Raw genomic sequence first — 22,615 nt, forward strand, 5'->3', positions numbered from 1 at the left:
CTGAGAATGAAGAGTGCTTCGCTCGTACAGGATGAAAAAGGCCCAGCGTCCGTGAATCGATTCCCCCAAACCCGGCAGACGTTGATACAACGTATCGCGACCGATCGTCAAGCGCCGGAATGGAATACGTTTCTTGACGATTACTGGGGGCCGGTCGTCCGCTTTGCGATTCGATCCGGGAACCTGAAAATCCAGGATGCAGAGGACATTACTGCTGAGACTTTCAAAACACTCTTCACAGCCGATCTGCTCTCACGCTGGCTGGAAGACCGGCGTTCCCGGCTGAGCACCATGTTGTGTGTGGTTGTCAGGAACCTGATTTCCAATCGGGCGAGGCTGCAGTCGGGGCGTGAGAAAATCATGCACGAACTCAAGCCTGTGCTGACTGCTGAGATTGCCAGGCGTCAACGAGATCCTGCGGAAGATCGTTTTTATGAAGCCTGGGCGGAATCACTGTTGCAATCAACGTTACTGCAGTTACAGCAGGATTATCTCAAGCGAGGGCGGGTGAATGCATTCCGCGTATTTTACGGTCGAGTTCGGGAAGGATTGTCTAACCCGGAAATCGCGGACTGCCTGAACCTGAAGGTGACGGATGTCGAAAACCACTATAAACGGACGCGGGGGCAGTTTACCGACCGTTTGCGCGGCGGCATTGAAGAGCATGTTCGCAGGTATGGGAATGAGGATGACTTCGCTCAGGAAGTCGCATGGGAGTGGCAGACCCTGGGGGAGTATTTGAAAACGCACGGCGACCTGGAGTCTGTGTTCCGACAGCTTCCCACAGAGTCGGAAGAACTCCGCTGCCGCGAGCGCGAGTCGAAAGCCGATCTCTTACAGCAGCTGACTTCATTCATCGATCGAAAGACAGAACAGCATGACTGACCACCGCGAACGGGACCATGATGAGCCTTACAAGGCAGCCGGACGAACGGCTTCCCGTCTGTCGGATCTGAGTGAGATTGTGGAAGTTCTGCTGGCGGCAGCTACCATGATCCGCGACTGTCACCTGGCAGGCCGCTTGTGTGGATCGATCGATGCTTCCCGGATCATACAGGTTGAAGCGAGGAGTGAATGGCGGGTAACCCCCGCGAAAGAGGAAACGTCCGAGCGAGTGAAGTTCCCCGCTGATGCCACCTGGTATGCTGTCGCAGAGCATGCTGAGTTACAGGTATTACCTCTGGATATTGAAGAGGCGCAACAGTGTGTGGACCAGGCGGGGGTGGAGTTCCCCGTCCGGCTGATTGATAGTTTTGCACTGGGAGAACTCGCCTGTCGAATCGCTGGGGATTGCAGAGTTGCGGATTATCTGCAAAGCCCCCGGGTTCTGCAACGGATTCCGTCTGAACTCCACCCGTTGATCGATCTCGCGCTGGGTTTCGATGCCGATCAGCGTTGTGAGGAGATTGATGATCTGCTGTTTCTGCTGAGAAATATTCAAAAGGCTCTGCAAACGGATACGCAACGCCTGGCTGATGCGAGCGGCCCGGGCAATGAGCCGAAAACCACCGTGGCGGATTCACCTGAATTGCACGCTCGACTGCCATTTGACCAGATTGGTCATTTTCAAATTGTCAGACGGCTCGGTAGTGGGGGAATGGGTGATGTCTACGAGGGTTACGATCAGTCTCTGAAACGCACCGTGGCCGTCAAGGTGCTGCCGCCGGAACTGGGACGGCATGATTCGTTCGTGCAGCGATTCTATTCCGAAGCCGCCAGCGTGGCGAAAATCGTTCATCCCCATATCGTTCAGATCTTTTTCATTGGCGAAGATCTGGGGCAACATTATTTTGCGATGGAATACGTCGAGGGGGAATCTCTGGCAGAACAGCTTTCGTGCGGATGTCTGTCTGTCGCGGCGGCGTTGAATGTCATCGAACAGATTCTGCAGGGACTGGAAGCCGCGCACCGGGCGGGACTGGTTCATCGCGACGTCAAGCCGGGAAACATTCTCCGGGAGCGGGAAACGGACCGTTACCTGCTGGTGGATTTTGGTCTCGTCAAATCACTGAATGATGACAGCGGGCCGACGCTTTCCGGAACCGTCCTGGGAACAATGGATTACATTTCTCCCGAGCAGGGCAGTAGCCGGGGTGTGGATGCCCGTAGTGATCTATATTCGCTGGGAGTCGTGCTTTATGAGTGTCTCAGCGGGAAGCTGCCTTTCACAGCAGACAGTCCGACAGGGATGATCTTTCAGCATGTGTATGAGAGGCCCGTGCCGCTGTCCGAAGTGGCGGGGCCGGTGCCTGCTGCTGTCACGGCGATTGTTTCAAAAATGATGGCTAAGGATCCGGCCCATCGCTATGCGGATGCCCGGGCCATACTGGATGACATCAGGGCCTTCCAGCAGGGAGAGCTGCTCCCTTCGCACGCCGATCAGATCGTCCAGAACGATGCCGATTATTTTTTCAGACCCGTCGCCAGAACTTCGCCTGCTACCGCAGCAACGGCAATTATTTCCGCGCCCGACTTCAGTGATTTTGACGATGAACTGGAAGTGCTGAATCGCGGACCAACGCATCTTGGCGAACGGCTTGTGCAACGTTTCTTCGACTGGTTTGAGGCGAAGTCTCCGCACTGGGCGGAGCAGTTGCAGAATACCCAGATGCAGATCGACCGGGCGATATTGAAGCTGGAGCGGCATCGCGATCACCTGTCGTCTCTGAACCGGGATGCTCAGCTACTGCTCAAGCAATTGCATCGGGACATTAACGCAAAATCACAGATTAGTGCCGACACAGAAAGCGGAGAAGATTTCCTGCTGGAAGAACTGCGTACTGCCTGCGCGGAGCAGGAGGAACAGGCAGAAACGATACAACGGCAGTTGCATCAGGTGAATGCACGACTGGCACAGGTCCGAACGGAACGCGATGTGTTACTGGCGCGGTTGAACAGTGCGGATACCCGCAGGGGCGGGAGCCGTCCTCTCCGCAGACGGAGAGTTGCAGTACTGCTGACGCTGGTGGCAGGTTGCCTGCTGCTGATCTATCTCGTGAGAAATGCTGCTGTCAGCATTCCCGTCTCCGGGCGGTCGGAGTCTGCTGGCAAGGTTTCCCTGGCTTCGCAGACCGGCTCCCGGTTTCAGCGCTGGCCAGTCGGTTCCGGCCCGGAGATTATTATCCCACTGCAAGCCAGGGTGCGTGCGATGGATATTGCTGTTTCCCGGTACGTCGATCAATCCGCTTACACGATAGTCGCTGCACTCGAGAAAAATATATTGCTGAAATATTATTATCGTAAAGGTCTGCAGAATGTTACACAGGACAGATTTGAAGGTGTACCCGCCGGGATCACGGTGGTGACCCTTTCCCCGCAGGCAACTCTTACAGCTGTTGCTGCCGGCGATCACTCGATACGCGTGTTTGAAACGAACAAAAGTGGAAAGGAAGAATACCGCCGACTGGAAGGACACGTGCAGCCGGTCCTCAATATGGCATTTTCAGGAGACGAATCGACGCTGGTTTCGCTGGGGGATGATCGAACCGTCCGTTTCTGGGACATCCGCTCCGGAACGGAGATCCGGCGTTTCGAAGTCGGTCGAAACAGTGCGCAGAAGCTGGCTGCTAATGGAAATCTGAGTCGACTTCTGATTGGAAATCAGATACCCATCGGTGACCCACTGGTGCTGTGGAACTCGTTGGAGTCGCGACCGGAAAAGGTGTTTCCTACCGAAGCAACACCTGCCACGCTGGCGATTTCGACAGATGCACGAATCGCGCTCGCCTTTGCGGCTGGTCGCATAGATGTGTGGAATGCACTGACTGCGGAAAAACTGCGTACTTTCGCTCCCGGGAGCCAGGCAGCAGCATTTGCACCCGAAGTTAACCGTGCGGCAACGCTGGTCAACCGGAGTCTGAAACTCTGGGAGACCACGACAGGGAATCTGGTTGAGACGCAGGATTTACAGATTACATCCAGCAAGCGAGCAAAACTCCTGCTGTCAGAAAATGGGACCTTGGGCGTGGTGGCGACTGATAATAAGACGCTGCATTTTTGCCTGCTGCCCGAGGTCCCTCTTCCTGATGATTTAGTGTATCAGTTTCACGCCAGGACACCGATTCATGCGCTGGATCTTGCACCCGATGGAATCTGGCTGGCGGGTGGCGGAAATGGAATGATCTATGTGTGGAACATGAATCACCCGCCAGCGAGTTTTGAACTGGATTCTCCAAATCAGATTTCGAGTCTGGCATTTTCTCCGAATGGAGAGTACCTCGCATACGGAACGGGACAGGAAGGTGCCAGAACCAATTATGTGGGGGTACGAAAAATGGACTACACCAATCGGATACAGCGATTCCTCAAAAAAACAACCGACTTGAAGAAACTGGAAGGCTTCGAAGGTCCGGTTTCATCCGTCGCCTGGGATCCGAACGGTAAACAGATTCTCGCGGGCAGTCTGAGCGGGCAGATCAAGAGCTGGGTTCCGGAACTGAACCAGGTCAAATCGTCGCTCCAGCTCAAAGTGCCCGTACTGCACTTGAGTCAGTTCAAGGAACGGGCCGGTTGGCTGATGCTCACGGGGGATCACGGGCTGGAACTCTGGAATTACGATCAGACATCGCCGAAAGATGTTCTGCAGACAGCTTATGAGGGGATCGCCTGTGCTGTCTCTGAGAAAGAACAGTTGTTCGCCATTGCCGATCGGAGAGGGTTGATTCATCTGATCTCTGAGGAAGATCAGGGTCAACGGGGAGTCCTGCAGGCTGATTCTGACCTGGTGACGGATCTCTGCTTTGTTCCCGCTTCACACCTGTTGGCGGCCGCATACCGAAGTGGTGCGGTTCGGTTGTGGGATACCCGTGAGCTCAGTGTGGTTAAAGAATATCGTTATGGTGTTTCACCTGCGACGTCGCTGTTAGCGAGTCATGATACCAGGCATCTGATTGCCGCGATGCAGGATGGAAACGTCAATATCTGGAAGCTTCCCTGAACCTGGGAGTGATGATGATGAAACAAAAAACTGGTAGACAGAAAACGCGCAAATGGTGGATCATCGGCAGCGGACTTTTGCTGTTACTGTCCGTGGGAGTCATTCGTGAGTATGGCCTGTTCTCTGCGGCAGCGGAGTATTTCACTGACGCCTCCTTCGAGAGCAAGCTGGACAGAATGAAATCTCAGCCGATAACGCCCGTAGAAATTGACGAAGATGAGGAGCGCGTGCGGCAGTTGATGGAGGAGCGAACCGATTATCGCGGTCGACTTCTGTTTCCACCCACCACGGTTGCCGAAATGAAATACGATCCGGAACTGGTGGCGGGGATTCCCTGGGAGAAGAACTACGAGCCCGTGCCGCTGAACGAGGTCGAAGTTACCTATACCGAGAACCAGTTTCAGCAGGAGCGTGCGGACTGGTATCAGAACCTGTTTTTAACAGAGTATGAGGAGCACGGGGAAAAAGATCCGCGGTGGGATGAGCCGGCGCGGGAATTTCTGAAAGAGGCAGCCCGTTGGGTCTCGATTGCGCGGTTTCGAAAGCACCGCTCACCGAAGTTTTATCCAGACCAGTCTGATGGGCAACTGGCAGAACGGGGCAGAGCGGTCATTGAACTGGGGTGTCGGGATCCTCTGGTTATCAGCCTGGTCATTGAAGCACATGCCGATCAGAAAATGTATGGGGGGATGACCGCGCTGACTCAACAACTGAATAAACTGTATACCCCTGACCGTTACTCGGAAATCGTGAGTTTTCAGATTCTGAAGTCTCTGGTGCTTGTGGGGAAGGGAACCGATAAACGGGAGGCTATGTCGCGCCACTTTCTCAAAGCCATCAAGGACAAGCAGCTGTCTGGTCTCGAAAGACGGATTTATCTGGAAGAGATGGCTATCATCACGGCTCCTGCGCATCAACCGATTCTGGGGCCGTTCATGCTTGCACTGGAAAGTCAGGAAAACGCTGACCCCTGGCTCAAAAGCATGATCCTGGGATCGTTTTACAATCAACTGGGCACGAACGGGAGTACGCTCAGGGAGTACTGGCCTCCCTATACCAAATTCATTCAGACCGACTGGGCAAAAGTGAAATCCGTGTTCATGGGGCATCTGCGTAAATCGTACCGGTTATATCTGCAGGCTTATCAGATGGCACCCGAACTTCCGGAGGCCCCTTTAAAACTTTATCCCATGTCGTACCGGCAGAATCCGCAGATGTTGTACGCAAACATCCTGCTTGATGATGAGGGCGAATTTGAGCGGCTCTCACCGGCGAGTCCGAGATACTGGTTTGATCGTGCCGTCGCAGCCCAGTTCGATTATCGACCCATGTATCGGCTGTACCGTGGTTCGCTGATTCCTCCTCCCACGATCTACGAGAACTGGAAACGTTATCAGCCAGTGCTCCAGTTTGGAATGGAATGCCTCAATTCCGAACGTTTCGATACTCAGGTGCCTTTCGGTTTTCAGGATGCGTTGCAGGCCATAATTGCCGGTCATGAATTTATGCGGGGGCCTGGTGGAGCCCGCAGTCGTGAAGTCTATGGATTTGATGATGTACTACCGCAGATGCAGAGGATGGTCAAAGGATATGCATCCCATTTGAGTGTAGGACAGAAGGACCATTACGAAACATTGCTGGCTGGAATGAACTGGATTCAGGGGCACGAGGAGATCGCCCAAAAGCAGTTTGCGGCTTTGGGAAAGCGTATGAAGCTGGAGGCGCTGCAGGAAGTCTCCCTGAATGTAATGGAACTGAAACGCAGTCAATCTCCCAAACAGGACAACGATCTGCTGACTGTGGACATGGAAAAGCTCCGCGGGATTGGTTATCTCAGCGATCGATCACAGTTGATGATTTCGCTGGACGGCGGTCGGGTTCAGACCTGGGATCTGGAAACTCGTCAGAAGTTGAAGGAATATACCCTGTTTCCCGACGTCGCCCCGGAGGCAACACTCGCGAAGAGTATTTCAGATAATGTGAAATTTATCAGCTGTTATCAGCAGCCTGAAATCAAAATCTTTGAAACCGTATCATTTACCGAAGTTGCCAGTCTGAAGCTGCCCGCCGACAAGCCCGTGAAAGCACATCGTGTTTCGAATACCGGCAAGTACATCGCAGTGGCACTGGCAGATCAGGTGGAACTCTGGGAAGTCGCTACGCAGAGCAGGATTGCTGAAATCAATATTCGAGCTAAAGAAACGATGGTTGATAAATACGACTGGCGGGATTTTCTACAGCTTGTCAGGGAAGTTCATTTTACCGCGGATGATAGTAAGTTGGCCTTTGTGCGAGGGGGCATCTATAAGAAATTCAATCCGGGGTTCTGGTCGCCCGGAGCACTGCCGCATGTGGTGGATGTTCTGTATGTCTGGGATTTGCAGCAGAAAAAGCTGATTTATACGGGGCAACCATACTTGCCTAACATCAATTCGATCGGATTTACCGAAAACGGATTGGAACTGCTGGTTTCCGGAACGAAATGGAGCCTGGCAAAGCGGAGTCCGGATTCCGTTCCGGAAACGGTCGAAACTCACACGATCGGGTTGCTGAGTCTCAAGGAAGGAAAGATCGTCCGAGAATACGCCGGTCGTAACAAGCCTCTCTGGGTTCCGAAAGCGTTCGGCAAGGATCGTGCGCAGCTGATTGCGATGGCAGGCAATGAACTACTGGTCTGGGACTGGGAGAGTGGCCGGGAGCTGACCAGTCTCCAGCAGCATCCCGATGATGTGCGGTATCTTTTGACCTCAACGGAACAGGATCGGATGGTGACGGTCGACAAGGAGGGAGTCGTTAAGCTTTTTGACGGTCAACTGGTTCCCCAGGTGCGACAGGTGTTGACCGGCCCGGACCTGTATCCCCATCAGCAACCCCACACGATTCAGTTGCATGCGGAAACCGGTCGGATGGGGGTCTGCAACGGACGCACCGGGGCGCTGATCTGGGATTTTTCCGATCCGAAAACGGTTACAGGAAGGCTGTATCGTTCGCCGGGTCCGATCGGGACCAGGGCCCTTGGTTTCAGTTCCGACCTGAAGTATCTGGCGACCACCGCGACCACCATGCCCGGGGAGCTCATGCAGGAGCTGGGTGAACCGACGCCCGTATCCATCTGGGACACGGCATCTGGGGAAGTCGTTCGGATTCTGGAAGGAGAGACCGATTTCGTCGAGTCAGGCGTTTTTGATCCGTCGGGGCGATATTTTGTGAGTGGCTTGAAGAATGGAAACATCCTGATCTGGAATCTGGAAACGGAATCCAGTCAGCCGGTTCAGGTTCTCAAAGACCATGTCGCCAGCGTTACCAAACTGAAATTCTCGCTAGACGGCAAGATCCTGCTCTCCGGTGGGTGTGGCGGAGAGTCGTTTGGTAAGAAAGTGAAGCCCGCAGTCAAGGTCTGGACGCGAGCGGAATCTGCAGGCGAGTTTCAAGTGCAGCAGACAATGGAACTGGATCGTCATGTGCCTCCCACTTTTGGGATTCAGGACCTCGATTTTTCTTCGGATGGAAAGTGGATCCTGGCTTCCTGTAATCATCGTGCTTCGCTGTTTTCAAGGGAGGGGGAGTTGCGTTGTACGGTAGAAGGGGGGGCGTTACAGTTTTTACCGGACGGGAATCAGTTCCTGACTGGAGAGGGAGGGGCAAAGAAAGCGATTCACCTGTGGGATCTTGACGGCGCAAAGGTGCGGACCTATGCATACCATCCGCAGACCTTTATTACGGCGCTGGCACTCTCTCCGAAAGAGGATGTGATATTGTCGTCCTCATATGGTGATGGCATCAAAGGATGGTTTGTCGGGTCGGGGGAGCAGGTGTTGTTTCTGTCCGATATTTTATCCGGCAGTAATCTCCAGAACGAAAAATCTGCCACGGAGCTACAAAAAGAGTAAAGACTCTTTCTGCGAAACCAATCCTCGCATGGCGGGGTCTCACCGCCAATAATCGCACCACAATGGCGTGCTACCTCTGGTTTAATTGAGGTGGCACGCCTTTTTTCTGCAAAAACAGCATTTCTGCCTCTCACTCTATCACTGTCTGCTGATTTATTTCGGATCTTCCCAAATTCTCTGCACAGACGCAGTCAAAATAGCGCCATGTAGTATGAGTGCAGCTTGAAATTGTAATTATCGGAATCCTGTCAGCGAGAATGAGTCATCTGGTTGAGTTCGATTTAATTCTCAGCAGGCAGAATCGGTTTCCTCAGCTGTCGCAGGCAGCCAGGCTCATTCATTGAGATCAATTTCTGTGTCTTTTTCTGCGTTTTTTTTCAGACTGCGTCGGGATCTTCGTCTGGATCTTGATTAAGTGAATGAAAGGCAACGCTTCACAGCAGGCATGAGGTCGCCAGAACAACGCCTTAACTGTCAGTCGCCAGCCGCATTGATCCAGAAAGGAGGATGAGTTCAGCATTTCGTACGAGCTTACTGCTGATTCTGCGAGGGAATCAGCGGGTACTATCCAGTGGTGTATTGGTTATATCACATGCAAACAACTATCAGTAAAAAGGAACTATGATGACTAGTACTACATTAATGCGTGACAAAATTGATGGACTGCGCCTGCAGTTCAATTCGGGTGAGCTGAATTCATCCGACCTTGAGGTTCAACTGGAATCGATGTGTGCAATCAGTGATCTGGATGCAACCGGCACTCATGCCGATAAAGATCACCTGGTTTCAGACATTCATATGTGCCCCTGGCATACATGCCAGGCAACACGACACGGGTAATGTCGATGACCAGCCAGACCAGAATGATTGAGGACTATCAGGCGACCATCGCGGCTATGACAGATAGCCTGAATCCGTTCTGGGATGTGGTTGACTGGAGCGATGCCCCCCTCCGATGGCGGTTTTTCCGTCCCAGGGGGGCGTTGCTGCCTGTCCAGGGATGGAAGATCCACATTTCAACGAGCGCTCCTGAAAGTCTGCGGATGCTCAAAGCGGTGACTCCCCTTTTGATTGAGTCTCAGGCCGCGTTCAAGTTTCCTCGGCATCTCGAAGACATCGTCTTCCTGAATTCAGGTGATGGCGGGATCTCGGTATTGGGAAAGATTGTGACGATCTATCCGACTGATCTTCAACAGGCGCAACAGTTGATACCACTGTTGGAAGAAGTCTGGCCTTCCAGTTACGGTCCTGAAGTGGTGACCGATCTGCGAAGGCGGTCGGGAGCAGCGGTTTCGTTCCGTTATGGAATCTTTGGGAAATCTCCCGTACTGACCGATTCACGGGGGATTCACCAGTTTGCCTTGAGCAGTTCTGACGGGACACTTTATGCTGATAGTCGGGATCGTTCGCCAGACATGCTGCCTCCTGATCCTCCTTATGCGGGAGTTCCTGCAGAGGCATGTCCTGTTAGTCCAGGTAAGACCTTTACTGTCGACGATCAGCGCTATTCGGCGTTGCATCAGATTTCCGAAACGGCTCGTGCTACCGTATATCTGGGAATCGACTTGCAGTCATTCGACAGTGTTGTGATCAAGGTTGGCAGACCGGGAGTGGGAGGGAATCTCAGTGGTGACGATATTTCGACACATTTAAGACGGGAATATCAGTTTTTAAAGCGGCTGGAGTCTGGTGGGGTCTCGCCGCGAGCGATCGCGTTTTCAGCTGACAGGTGGCCCGTATTAATTACAGAAGACATACGCGGAACTGAGTTGAATCAACTGTCGCGGGAAGAACGCATCCAGAGCCTGCCTCTGCTGGCGGAGGCATTGAACCAGATTCATCAGGCCAGTCTCGTTCATGGAGACATCAAGCCGGGAAATGCACTTCTGAGTGATGGTGTCGTGCGATTAATCGATTTTGAACTTACTGTAGAGCAGGGGGAAACAGGCAGTCGAGGAGGGACGCGCGGTCACATTGCTCCGGAAATTGATGGAGAGATCGCCGCTGATTTCTCTCGTGATATTTATGCTCTCGCGGGTTGTGTCTTCGAGGCTGTTCTGGGAATTCCTCCAGGCCTGTTACCGGGGAATGGACAGCAGCTGGCTGATCTGCTGAAAAATGAAGGTGAGTGTTCTGCAGCAGCAGTGATTGAAGCTTTGACAAATCCCGACCCGGAAATGCGTCCCGGAATGGATGACGTCTGCAGAATGCTGCGGGAGTTTGCGGACGATCATCTAGCCGATTCCAGTTCCAGTCTGCCGGTCGAAAAGCAGGATACGGTCGCCTTACAACAATGGGCCGATCATGCAGCAAGAAAAGCGGGTCGGCAGATCGATCAGTATTTGAAATCTGAGGGGAACCAGTCCTGGTGGCGAAACTCACACAATATGCGGCACTTTGACTGCGAGGCCATTAATCTTGGTGCTGCCGGCATTCTCCTTGGTCTGGTTTCCATCGATCAGGCCTGTCAGACGGATGAATTCAGCTACCGATTACGAGCCGGGGCTGAGTGGCTCGCCAGTCGATCTCCCCGCGGGCAAGCTGCAGGATTGTTTACCGGGAATGCTGGAGTGGCACTTGCACTGTGCACGATTGGCAAACGTTATCAATCGGCGAAATCTATTCAAGCTGGTATGAATCGGTTGGAATATGCTGCGTTGGATCATCGCGAACTGGATTTATTTTCTGGCTGTGCCGGCGTCATCTGGTCTGCATGCCTGATGGCAGAGATTCTAGAAGATGCCTCTCCGATTGACTTGATACAGCCGACACTCAAACGGCTCAATGAATGCCGACATCTGAGAAAACAGATGCCCTTCTGGTCCATCAACAGGGAGAGAGAACCCGACTATCTGGGCTGTGCACATGGATCAGCGGGCATCGCTCTGGCATTCGGAGCACTCGGTCGTCAAACCGATGATGACAGACTGACGGAGCAGGCTATCGACACCTTTCGCCGACTTGCCAGCTTTGGGAAGAATGAGCGGGGAGATGCTTTAAAGACGATAGTTGATCAAGGCGGACAGTATGCGACAGGGGCCTGGTGCCATGGCGTCGCGGGATACCTCTGGTGCATCTTGCAGAGTGTCGGTGATCACGAAGCCCTTCGGCCGGAAATTGACTGGGCCGTGGAGCGTCTGACAGACAGTCCTGCAGTGGGGACCCCGACTTACTGTCACGGCCTGGCAGGTCAACTGGAGTTGTGGATGATGCTCAGGGAACTACCGCGTTTCCAGGATCTGGCGGAGCAGCGGGCTCACCGGGTTTCAAAAGCGTTGCAGATTTTATGTGATGATAACGGAGCGACCTGTGCGTGGGTTTCGGATGACCCGGAAGTTACCACACCTGATTTATGGGTTGGCTTTTCCGGTCCTGCCAGTGCGCTGGCGAAGTACTCAGCCCAGATCACTTCACCACTGTTGTCTGGCAGCTGGCTCAAAGTCTGCTCGGCGTCAGCAGAAAACAGAGACTTCGATTCCATTGTAGAACAGGGGATACTGCCATGATCCGAACCGAGGAGTTGAGCTATGCCACTCGCTTTGCTGCAGACGGTGTGGTGTGCTGTCGCGGCCTGCTGGACCGGTCTGGACTTGAATACGCGGAGTCAGCTTACCAGTGGTCGTTGGAGCATCCGGGGCCCTTTGCCAGTGAAGTTCTGAATGGAGTGCCGGGTTCGTTTTATCAGGATCATGCCCATCCGGATGCGTTTCCCCACTATCGCTCTTTGATTATCGATTCGGGGCTGGCACAGCAGGTTGCTCAAATCCTGGGAAGTCAGAATCTCTGGCTGCTTTACGAGCAAATCTGGCTGAAGGAAGCAGGAGACCGCTTACCGACGCCGTGGCATCAGGACTTACCCTATCTGCCCCTGGAGGGGAAACAGATTGCCACGATCTGGATTAATCTGGATCCGGTTCAGCAAGCAGATTCTCTGGAATTTGTCCGGGGCTCTCAGCGGGGTCCGCTATATAACCCGACCACATTCGATGCGAAAGATCGCGCTGCGCAGATGTATGAAGCAGGTGTCTGGCCCGCATTACCAGATATCGAGTCGGAGCGAACGAGGTGGGATATCGTTTCCTGGGGGATCGAGCCGAGCGATGTGCTGATATTTCATCCGGCCGTATTGCACGGTGGAGCAGGAACGAAGCGGGGAACGCGGCGACGTTCGATTTCTCTCAGGGTCATCGGCGATGAATCGTATGTGGCTGCACGACCTGATTCTGGTTTAGCCAACGGGGATCGCCAGACTGACGACAGGCATGATCTCGATCCATTTCAGATGCTCGCCGGAGAGGAACCCGGCACCTTATTCCGACATGCCGCCTTCCCCAGAATCGTTTGAGGGGACGTAGCGTTTTCTGACAGTGTGTTTTTACCAGTTTGGAATTATCAAATATGTATTTTGCCGGCTATGCGAAACAGCTTTCCTTTTATCCGGTGGAAACCGTTCATGATTCCCGATGCTGACTGATTTGAACAGGACATCCAGCATGAATGTGACTGATTGTTCATTTGAAACATTGTCCGGCCGGTTTTCTGCTCTGGTTCGTTCGTGGAGAGGAACTGTGTCACCGGACCATCCCTGTGAACCAGAACTGCAGACGATTTCAGAACAGATTCAGCAGGAGGCAGAGTTGCGTTTCTTTGTCGATGGGACGAAGAATCTGGGGCATCAGGTTTCAACTATGACGTTGATTCAACGTTGCATCGCGCAGTGTGACTATCGCGGCCACGTGCGGATTATTTATGCAGATTACAATAATCCGTTTCTGGGCTGTACTGCCGAGAAGCTGGCTCTTTTATTTCAAGGTCTGGATCGAGATCGGATGCATGCCAGTATTTTTTCAATTGGTTCCTGTGTTCATGTCACCTTCTGGCCTTATCACCGTCGAGATGAACTGCTGCAACGGGTGAAATTTGGATTTACCGGCGGCGCGGATAACATGTCTGTCAATTATGCCGCGGAACTGAATGTCGACTACTTCTGCCGAATTCAACCTTATTGCTGGGATGACTTACCTGGCCAGAAGGACGATGTTTATTACCAGAGTTCCTGTATCGAGTGTCATGACGCACGTCGGTTTTACCTGGTTGATGCATTACCGGAATTCGCAAGTCTGGTTGTGAATTCGCCTGAACCTCCGCCGTCTGAGGTGAGTGAGCAGACCTGGGACTGGTATCAAAGTGTCCAGGACTTCGATCCGCAACTTCGCAACAGAGTGCGAAATGCTTACTTTCTGCAGCAGAGACTGCAGCAACCAGATTCGCCGTTTATCTGGCCGATCTATGGATTGCAGCACTTCAGAGAACAAACCCCTTTTATCGCCCTCAATTGTGTTTCTGCTGCCTGTCGGCTGATGAAAGGTTCTTCGAAACCAGTGGCGCTGGCGTCCTTTACCCCAGAGGAAAATCTTGAAGAGACCTACCGGCTGCTTAATGCTCTGGCTATCGACATGCAGCGGCAGGATCCCGAGTTGAGCAGCTTGTCCGAGGCGATCCAGCAGGAACTTTCGACCGGCGAACAGGGGGCAGTCACAGATGTGTCAGCACCTTATCTGGAAGAGATCCGCAGGGAACTTCGAGAGTGGGTTGAATCGCGGGGACGGTTGTTTGTGTTACCAGCTTTCTCATCCGCCACCGGTCAATATGAAAGAATTTCAGATGCGCTGCAGAACTCGCTTCCGCATTTGCAGAAAAATGATCTTCTCTGGGTCGGCCTGGGGCCGCAACCTCAAGAGATCTTTCAGTTCTATTATAGTCAGGCAGACATTCCGGGGATTATTGAAGGGCAGGCATCAGCGAATTATCTGCTCTCGAATGGAATTCCATTCATTCAACTGATCCGGAAGGCACATTCATTTACGAATTGCTATCCTCTGCGCCCTCTGAATTATGATTCCAGTCATGTTGTGAAGTTGTTGAATGGTTTTGCTGCGTGGATCAGAGATCGCTGTCCCGATCTGAAAGCCAGCGATCTGAAAGAGGAGTCTGTCCTGGCAGTAGATTTTTTAACGGGGATCTCTGATAAAAGTGATCGTGATGACCCCGTCGATGCTTACTTTCAACGAGTTAAACAGAGCTGTCAGCAGCCGGGAAATGACAAGTTTCTGGTCAGTCTGGTAGCACTCAGTCTGCTGTGCAGTGACCAGTGAGGAAATGCCAATGCTTCATTCTGAGTCGACACAGAAGTTCGATCGAATTCCTCTGCCCATCTACGATCAGAAATTCAAGGCGGATCCGTATCCGTTTTACAGATCACTTCAGCAGTCGGGAGAAAAGCTGGCAGCCATCAGCTTACCCGGTGGTCTGGAGGCCTGGCTGGTGCTGGACTACGACCTGACCCGGCATCTGATCAATTCTCCGGATCTTTCGAAGGATTTCAAAAAGTGCGTAGTGGGAGAATCCGCTGATGGTTCGGAAGCATCAGCTTCAGAACTGCATCCCATTTATCAACATCTGCATACCACCGATCCCCCCGAACACACTTCCCTGCGCTCGCTGCTTGCTACGGAATTCACTCGCAGTCGAGTCCTGCAAATGCGCCCTCAAATTCAGGAAATCGCAGATCGACTGATCGCAGATATGACCTCAATGAGGGAGGCAAACCTGCTACAGGCGTTTGCGTCACCTTTTTCATTGCATGTCATCTGCCAGTTCCTGGGGGTGCCGGAACGCGACATAGAGCTGATTGGACAATGGTTACAGAGGTTGAATCAGGCTGATCTGGAGGGGACCGCAGTTGCACATGAGATCGCTGCGAATTTTCAGAATTACCTGTTGGATCTTGCCGTCAAGGAGTGTGATTCAAATTCTGACACCTTATTCAGTCGTCTGGTAACGCGTCATGCTGATGGTGATCTCTCGGAGAAAGATTTGATTTCCAGCAGTTTCCTGCTGTTATCTGCAGGATACGAGACGGCTATGAATCTGATTGGAAACAGTGTCTTGACACTGTTAACGAAGCGTGGGATCTGGGATGAGATTCAAAGTGGTCAATATGAGCTGGCAACGGTAGTGGAGGAACTGCTCCGCTGGGAGTGCCCATTGGAGTTCAGTACTCTGCGCGTGGCGATCAGGAAGATCGAACTTGAAGGTGTCAGTATTGAGCCGGGTGAAAAAGTGCTTTTCTGTTTCTATGCGGCAAACCGCGACCCTCAATACTTTATGGCAGGAGAACAGCTTCAATTTCAATGCAGGCATGCATCGGCTCACATGTCGTTTGGCTTTGGCATTCATTACTGTCTGGGGGCAGGTTTAGCGCGACTCGAAAGTGAAGTTGCTATCTCATCACTCCTCAGAACATTTCCCGAGATGCGTTTGAATCCGGAGCAACCACAACCGCAATGGCTTCCCGGATTGACGATGCGCGGTTTAGATCAACTCCCCGTTCGATTCGATTCAGAAGATTTCTTACCTGAGGGAAGAGAGTGAAGGCGTGCGTTACAATATACCCGGCTGGTACTCGTCCAGGCGCTACGTTTCCTGGTTAATTGCCATTCTCTCCGGGTGAAGGATCGACTTCCCGATACTCCTGCGAGGTGACGAAGCGGTTTCCGTCCAATGTCAGCTCGATTTGCAGAATTGGCGCGTGGACTTGTTCCAGGCGAAATACGTCCGGACCCAAGGGGGAGACGCGCCGACGAAATTCCGATTGACCATCGGATTAATATCTCTCGTCCGGAGAATGGCCGGGGAGAACTCGCCGGGCGGGGAGTCCTGTAGGTTATTTCGGCCTCGGCGTTTCAGAACGATCGCAGGCTTGTCACTGACCGCGTACAGCGGGATGGCTTGCGAGTCTGGGTTGGGTTTATGGTATTTCGAACCCGGTTTAAGAGAGTAATCGTCAACTGCAGGCCCGGGCAGTGGATGCCTGACGATATGGTGTGATCGGTCTGGTTCCCTGGCAGATGGTCGATAAATCGGGGAAGGCGTTGCAACAGGCCGACCAACAGGGGCTGTTCATCTTCGATTAAACACCGGAGTTTACGCCACTCGGCTCGTCTAAAAGCCTGTCGTGAAGCGGAGCAACTCATTGAATTCCTGACTCTGATTCAGCAGCAGGGCTGGACAGCCAGTCAGATGCGAGTCTTTATCGAGCACTACGTCATTTTGACCGGGTCGGTGCGTAAGCAAAACGATGACGATGCTGGGATAGCGGAATAGGAACGGCAGACACTTTTAGATACTGATTGGTTGAGACAGGCATCCGCTGTGCTGTTGCGTTCGTCGTTCATGCTCACGATAAATCCGCTTGCTTTCTTGCTTTTCCTTTCCACGTCAAAGTTGATACCATATGTGCTCCTAATGAAACGCTCATATTAGAACCGCAATTAATAGCTCAAGAGAATAATGATAAACCGAAGTGATCAAAGACTCAATTATCTTGTTGACCTGCTCGATCTTGTTGTTCGTGAACAGGTTGGAGAATCCCTGGCCGATGTGATGCAAAAGATCCGCCGATTGGCGATTGAACGTCGATCGGGGCTTCCCGATGCTGAGAAACGCCTCGTTGCCACCCTGCAAGATCTCGAACCCTCTGAATTGCGAGATGTAATCCGCTGGCTCAGTCTCTTCTTTGACCTGGCAAACGCCGCTGAAGAACGCGTTCGTATTGAAATTCTCAATGAACGCGATCGGAAATCTCAAATCCCCGGAGCCCCACGGAGCGAATCGATCGCTGCTGCCATTTCGGAATTGCACCAACAGGGACTTCCGGCTGCCGAAATGCAACGCTGGCTCGATCAGTTAAAGATTGAACCGGTGTTCACAGCTCATCCTTCCGAGGCAAAACGACGAACGACGCGCCAGTTACTTCGGGGAATTCGGCAACATCTGCCTGATATCGAGGCCAGCGGCAAGACGGATGTTGAACAGGAACTCGTGGCAGATCTGACAGTTCTGTGGCAAACAGACTTCATCCGTCCAGAGCGCCCTCCGGTGATGAGTGAAGTCAGTCGGGGGTTGTACTTTGCCTCAACACTCTGGGACGTTGTACCTCGTATTTATAGCGAACTGAAGCAGGCACTAGGCCAGACTTATCCCAACCACCATTTCGAAATCCCGCGGGTGCTGTCATTTGGAACCTGGATCGGTGGCGACCGGGATGGTCATCCCTTTGTGACCGCAGATGTGACACGTGAAACATTCGTAAAGCTGCGCCGGGCCGCCGTTGAAGGCCACTTGCGAATGTGTCAAAAACTGCGGAAGCTGATCGTGATGTCCGATCAGCAGATCTCTTCCGAACCAATCCTGCGCGAGCGGATTACACGTTGTTGTGAGAGCGCTCCCGATCTCAAGGATAAACTGGCCTCGATCTCACAAATGGAAACGCCCCGGCAGTTTATGCAGATGCTGGAGTTCAGATTGGAACGAACTCTCGATTCGCTTTCCCAGGATCAGCCTGAAGCCGGTAGCTATGAATCTGTCGAGGAATTCCGCGATGATCTGGAAAAGCTGCATGAGAGTGTTCAGAAAAATCGGGGACGAAGAATTGCCGGGCAGTATTTGCAGCCCTGGATCGACCTGGCACGTACCTTCGGACTTCACTTTGCCTGCCTGGACGTGCGACAAAATTCGGTTGTTCATCGCCGCTGTCTGGATGAGGTCGTCTCTTTGCAGAAATCGGACGATCAGGTCAATGCCCTCGATCTTATATCATCGGGCATACCATGCAGCATCGATGTCTCTCAACTGAGTGACGAGTCCCGTGAAGTTTTTGAGACGTTGACATTATTGGCAGAAGCCTACGATCAGTGGGGATCGGAATCGATTGGCGGATACATCATCAGCATGACGCATTCCGCCCAGGACGTGATGACGGTCCTCTGGCTGTGGCGAACCGCCTGGCTTCAGCATCATGGCGAGGGGCGCGCTGTTCCAGCTTTGCCGATCATTCCTCTGTTTGAAACGATTGAGGATCTGCGGAATGCTGCATCAATTCTCGAGCAACTTCTCACAGATGAAAATTACCAGCAGTACCTGACGGAAACGGACCAGCGGGTTCAAATGGTCATGGTCGGATACTCCGACAGTACCAAAGATGGCGGGTATTTGACGGCTTGCTGGGAATTGCATCAGGCCCAGGAGCAACTCGCGGAGACTGCGGAGAAGTATCATATCGGACTGACGGTGTTTCATGGACGCGGCGGAGCCCTGGGACGAGGTGGCGGACCTGCCGCACGAGCGATTCAATCTCTACCCCATAATTCCGTAGCGGGACGATTGCGGGTAACGGAGCAGGGAGAAGTTCTTTCGGAACGGTATGATGACCCCGTGATTGCGCATCGCCATCTCGAGCAGGTCTTCAACGCCACGCTGATGGTGAGTGCGGGTCCGCGGCAAGATCTGAATCCCTCGTGGGCAGATACCATGGAGCAACTCTCCACAGCTTCGTTTCAGAAGTATCGGGAGTTGATTCAGCATCCCGGATTCCTGCATTATTTTGATCGAGCGACACCCATCAGCGAAATCGAAACCTTGCCCATCGGATCCCGACCCTCCCGCAGAAAGGCGGAACATCGGACTCTGGATGATCTTCGTGCCATTCCCTGGACGTTTGCCTGGACGCAATCTCGTCATCTATTACCGGCCTGGTATGGAATGGGAACCTCGATTCGAAAGTTTGTCGATCAGGATGGCTCGACATGGGCGACGCTTCGTACGATGTACCAGCATTGGCACATGTTCCGGGCATTGATCGACAATGCAGAACTCGCTTTGGCGAAGGCTGATATGCAGATCGCTCAAGAGTATGCCGTTCTGGCCCATGACGAGAGTGCAGCCGAGCTCTGGGAAATGATTTCTACGGAGTTTGAATTGAGTCGTGGTTCGATTCTGATGATCAAGGATAATTCCGAATTGCTGGCTGATGTTGAGTGGTTGAAGAACTCTGTACGTAGCCGAAACCCTTATGTGGACCCACTCAACCTCGCACAGGTCATTCTGCTGGAACGAAAACGCTCTGAAGAAGCTGAAGCAGCAGACAATGACGATCTGGTTCATCTGATTCGAATGTCGATTCAGGGCATTGCTGCCGGTTTGAGAACAACGGGTTAATGAAACCTGGTGGGCATGATCGCTTCCTTCTCAATGGAGCCAGAATCCTGATTGGTAGATCATCAAGTTCTGGTTCCGGTCAAGGGGGCGAGGTCACCCCTTTGTGGTTGATCTTCGGTCGCAAGCCTCAGAAGTTCTCTGCGAGCAGACTCTAAGGAATCGACCAAAGCCGCACCACCATGCTCGTCATTTTCGGCGGCGACAATCTGTAAATTGTTCACACCGATGAAGCGAAACACCGTCTGTAAATGTGGATCAAGATGGTTATTTTTCTCGTTTCGACCGCCGGGACTGTAGCCACCATCACCACGGGAGATCACGGCTATCATCCGTTTACCGTGAACGAGCGGTGTATACGGTGATTCTGTGTTATCGGGATTGAATAAGAACGTTCGGCCTATACGTACAATCTGATCTATGTAAGCTTTGAAGCCGCTTGGCATTCCGAAATTGTAAAATGGAATACCAGCAACAATCACATCAGCCAGCAATAGTTCGTCTATCAGTTCGTTGCTCAATCGCAGGGCATCCTGCATTGCCTGACTGCGTTCATTCGGTGGCGTGAATGCCGCTGCGATCCACTCTTCCGTCACGTGTGGCAATGGGCTTTGTCCAATGTCACGATACGTCACAGTGCTGTTGGGGTGCTTGACCTGCCATCTTTGCACAAAGTCGGCTGTGAGACCACGTGTGTGAGAACGGTCGCTGCGGGGGCTTGAATCAATGTGGAGCAGGTGAGGCATTTCGATTCTCCTTTTCAACAAATAGTTTTGGCATCTGAATTACTGTAGCGTTGCTGGTATAATTGCCATTCACGAGACAGGTTCAACCGGGCACAAATTTGTGGGGTACTTTCTTTTAAGTAGGGTGCGGGAAAAATGAGTGAGATTGATGTAACCGAAGTCTTCGAAAAATGCCTGGGTTGTCGCTACATGGTGACATTGCTCCAACGCATTGAGCAGGGAATTCAACGACCAGGGCAATTGGAGAAGTCAGTCGATGGAATGACTGCGAAAGTCCTTTCGGAGCGACTCAAGCGACTCGTCGAATATGGCGTCGTTGAAAAGACGAGCTACCCCGAAATTCCTCCACGAGTCGAATACACTTTGACTGCATTTGGTCAACGTTTGCTGGAAATCATCGACGAGGTTGACATACTTCATCAGGAGGCTCGGTTGAAGAAATGACAAACCGCCCGTGGATTCCCGCCTTCCAACTCCAGTATCAGATGATCGTATAAAAAGAAAAAGACAATACCAGCTTGAAGTGCAGAGCGCGGGAAAGTTAGAGTGGTGAAATAAATAGCCCTGAATCAATTTCAGGCTCAATCCAGGTCGTCATTGTAATCTCGAAGCAGAGAGACACGCATGAAAGTTTTCCAGAATCTGATCTCATCATCCATCATCATAATGTTTCTACTGATGCAAACCGCCAGCGCAGCAGGTCCGGGAACGCTTTCGCTAAAGCAGAAGCAAATGCTTAAAACGACGTCGCCGTTGTTTAAAGCCATCTATCAGAATCATTCTGGTCAGGCAATGATTAAACTGAATGGCGTTTCAACTGATAACGGTCGGACATGGAAGCCTGTAAAGCCCACTCCCGATTTTGACAAAGACCTTCCCTACGGCTACCGACGCAGCCATTACGGCCTCTGGCGAGATCCGATCAACGGCAACATCCTGTCGCTTTTTAACTGTATGGACACACCTGATAAAGATCCCAAAGCACATGAGCCGCGGTGGCAATGGCACTGGTACTACCTTCGCTACAGGGTCTCGACTGATGGAGGACGCAGCTACCTGTACGACAAACCCATCGTCCAAAAAGGAAAAGAGTATTCCCCCGAGTACCCGGTCGACGGTGTGCACATCAGTCAGAATTGCTTCTTCCTCGGTGATCTTGGCTGTGATCCGATTCGCACCCGCGAGGGCACGATCCTGGTTCCCATGCAAATGCCCCCGCTGGCAGATGACGGAAAAAGTCTTCACAATCCCGGCGGTGGCTGGTACTGGCTGCAAACCAGAATCCTCATCGGACGCTGGACGGAAAACAACGATCTTGAATGGGAGTCGTCAGAACCGATCGAAGGCGATGGCAAACGCACCGTCCGCGGGTTGTATGAACCGACTCTGGCTCAAATGCCGGATGGGAATCTCATCTGCGTTATGCGTGGCAGTAATGGAGGCAAGAGCGACCCCTCGAATAAGCTGCCCAGTCGCAAATGGATCAGTATCTCTCAAGATGGCGGCCACAAGTGGAGCAAGCCAGAGCCCTGGACCTACTCTGATGGAGAACAGTTCTTCTCTCCCTCTTCAATGTCAGAATTGATGACTCACTCGAACGGTCGTACCTACTGGATTGGAAACATCAGTGAGAAAAACTGCCAGGCCAATCATCCCCGCTGGCCTCTGGTCATCGGAGAGGTCGATCCGAAAACTTATGGAATTATTCGCGATAATCTGGTTGTGATTGACACGAAACAACCTGACGAAGAGGACGTGAATCTGTCGCACTGGCACTCTATTGAAGACCGCCAGACGGGTGATATCGTCATTACGACGTCACGGGCGAGTAAGGGGTACAAAAGCCGCACTCCGGTCATTTATACGATCGGTGTGGAAGGTGCCCGTCCGCATGAATGAAGCGGGGCCCACTATTTAGTGTCTTGTTGCTATTGTGGCCGTTACGACTGCGCCAACACGGTAAAGCGCAACACAGTCAGTAGTGAGAC

The 22,615-nt window shown here is 52.5% G+C and carries 12 protein-coding genes; 11 read left to right on the top strand and 1 reads right to left on the bottom strand.

Translation table 11 applies throughout. The features are described from left to right. Window positions 1-6: 6 nt before the first annotated feature. The 9 genes from FYZ48_RS25410 to ppc all read left to right on the top strand — a co-directional run bounded on the left by FYZ48_RS25410 (window position 7) and on the right by ppc (window position 19,884). Window positions 7-885, top strand: a complete 879-nt coding sequence (locus FYZ48_RS25410) for an RNA polymerase sigma factor (RefSeq protein ID WP_149345336.1) — start codon at window positions 7-9, stop codon at window positions 883-885. After that, window positions 878-4,936, top strand: coding sequence for a protein kinase domain-containing protein (locus FYZ48_RS25415; protein ID WP_149345337.1), 4,059 nt, complete (start codon window positions 878-880; stop codon window positions 4,934-4,936). Before FYZ48_RS25410 ends, FYZ48_RS25415 begins: the two co-directional genes overlap by 8 nt. Window positions 4,937-4,953: 17 nt before the next feature. Then, window positions 4,954-8,826: a WD40 repeat domain-containing protein gene (locus tag FYZ48_RS25420; RefSeq protein WP_187782215.1), complete on the top strand. Its 3,873-nt coding sequence runs from the start codon at window positions 4,954-4,956 to the stop codon at window positions 8,824-8,826. A gap of 624 nt (window positions 8,827-9,450) precedes the next feature. Beyond that, complete coding sequence (locus tag FYZ48_RS25425; RefSeq protein ID WP_149345339.1) at window positions 9,451-9,666, top strand: hypothetical protein; 216 nt, start codon at window positions 9,451-9,453, stop codon at window positions 9,664-9,666. A gap of 5 nt (window positions 9,667-9,671) precedes the next feature. Then, window positions 9,672-12,332 (top strand): class III lanthionine synthetase LanKC N-terminal domain-containing protein, encoded by a 2,661-nt coding sequence (locus FYZ48_RS25430; protein ID WP_187782216.1) that lies wholly within the window; start codon window positions 9,672-9,674, stop codon window positions 12,330-12,332. Continuing rightward, a complete protein-coding gene (locus FYZ48_RS25435; RefSeq protein ID WP_187782217.1) occupies window positions 12,329-13,171 on the top strand; it encodes a phytanoyl-CoA dioxygenase family protein in 843 nt (280 codons plus the stop codon). Before FYZ48_RS25430 ends, FYZ48_RS25435 begins: the two co-directional genes overlap by 4 nt. 223 nt (window positions 13,172-13,394) lie before the next feature. Next, window positions 13,395-14,981 (top strand): hypothetical protein, encoded by a 1,587-nt coding sequence (locus tag FYZ48_RS25440; protein WP_149345342.1) that lies wholly within the window; start codon window positions 13,395-13,397, stop codon window positions 14,979-14,981. Between the two features lie 10 nt (window positions 14,982-14,991). Next, window positions 14,992-16,260: a cytochrome P450 gene (locus FYZ48_RS25445; RefSeq protein WP_187782218.1), complete on the top strand. Its 1,269-nt coding sequence runs from the start codon at window positions 14,992-14,994 to the stop codon at window positions 16,258-16,260. Window positions 16,261-17,178: 918 nt separating this feature from the next. Continuing rightward, window positions 17,179-19,884 (top strand): phosphoenolpyruvate carboxylase, encoded by a 2,706-nt coding sequence (gene ppc / locus FYZ48_RS25450; RefSeq protein ID WP_149345344.1) that lies wholly within the window; start codon window positions 17,179-17,181, stop codon window positions 19,882-19,884. A gap of 62 nt (window positions 19,885-19,946) precedes the next feature. Here ppc and FYZ48_RS25455 read toward each other — a convergent pair whose 3' ends face one another. After that, complete coding sequence (locus FYZ48_RS25455) at window positions 19,947-20,627, bottom strand: FMN-dependent NADH-azoreductase (RefSeq protein ID WP_149345345.1); 681 nt, start codon at window positions 20,625-20,627, stop codon at window positions 19,947-19,949. A 135-nt stretch (window positions 20,628-20,762) separates the two neighbouring features. On the opposite strand from FYZ48_RS25455, the gene FYZ48_RS25460 reads away from it, so the two are divergent. Further along, a complete protein-coding gene (locus tag FYZ48_RS25460; protein WP_149345346.1) occupies window positions 20,763-21,071 on the top strand; it encodes a winged helix-turn-helix transcriptional regulator in 309 nt (102 codons plus the stop codon). Between the two features lie 180 nt (window positions 21,072-21,251). Continuing rightward, the gene (locus FYZ48_RS25465) at window positions 21,252-22,526 is read left to right on the top strand and encodes a sialidase family protein (RefSeq protein ID WP_149345347.1); all 1,275 of its coding nucleotides are present in this window, start codon (window positions 21,252-21,254) and stop codon (window positions 22,524-22,526) included. Window positions 22,527-22,615 lie beyond the last annotated feature (89 nt).

Origin of the sequence: Gimesia chilikensis (assembly GCF_008329715.1) — a bacterium.
Taxonomy (GTDB): Bacteria; Planctomycetota; Planctomycetia; order Planctomycetales; family Planctomycetaceae; genus Gimesia; species Gimesia chilikensis.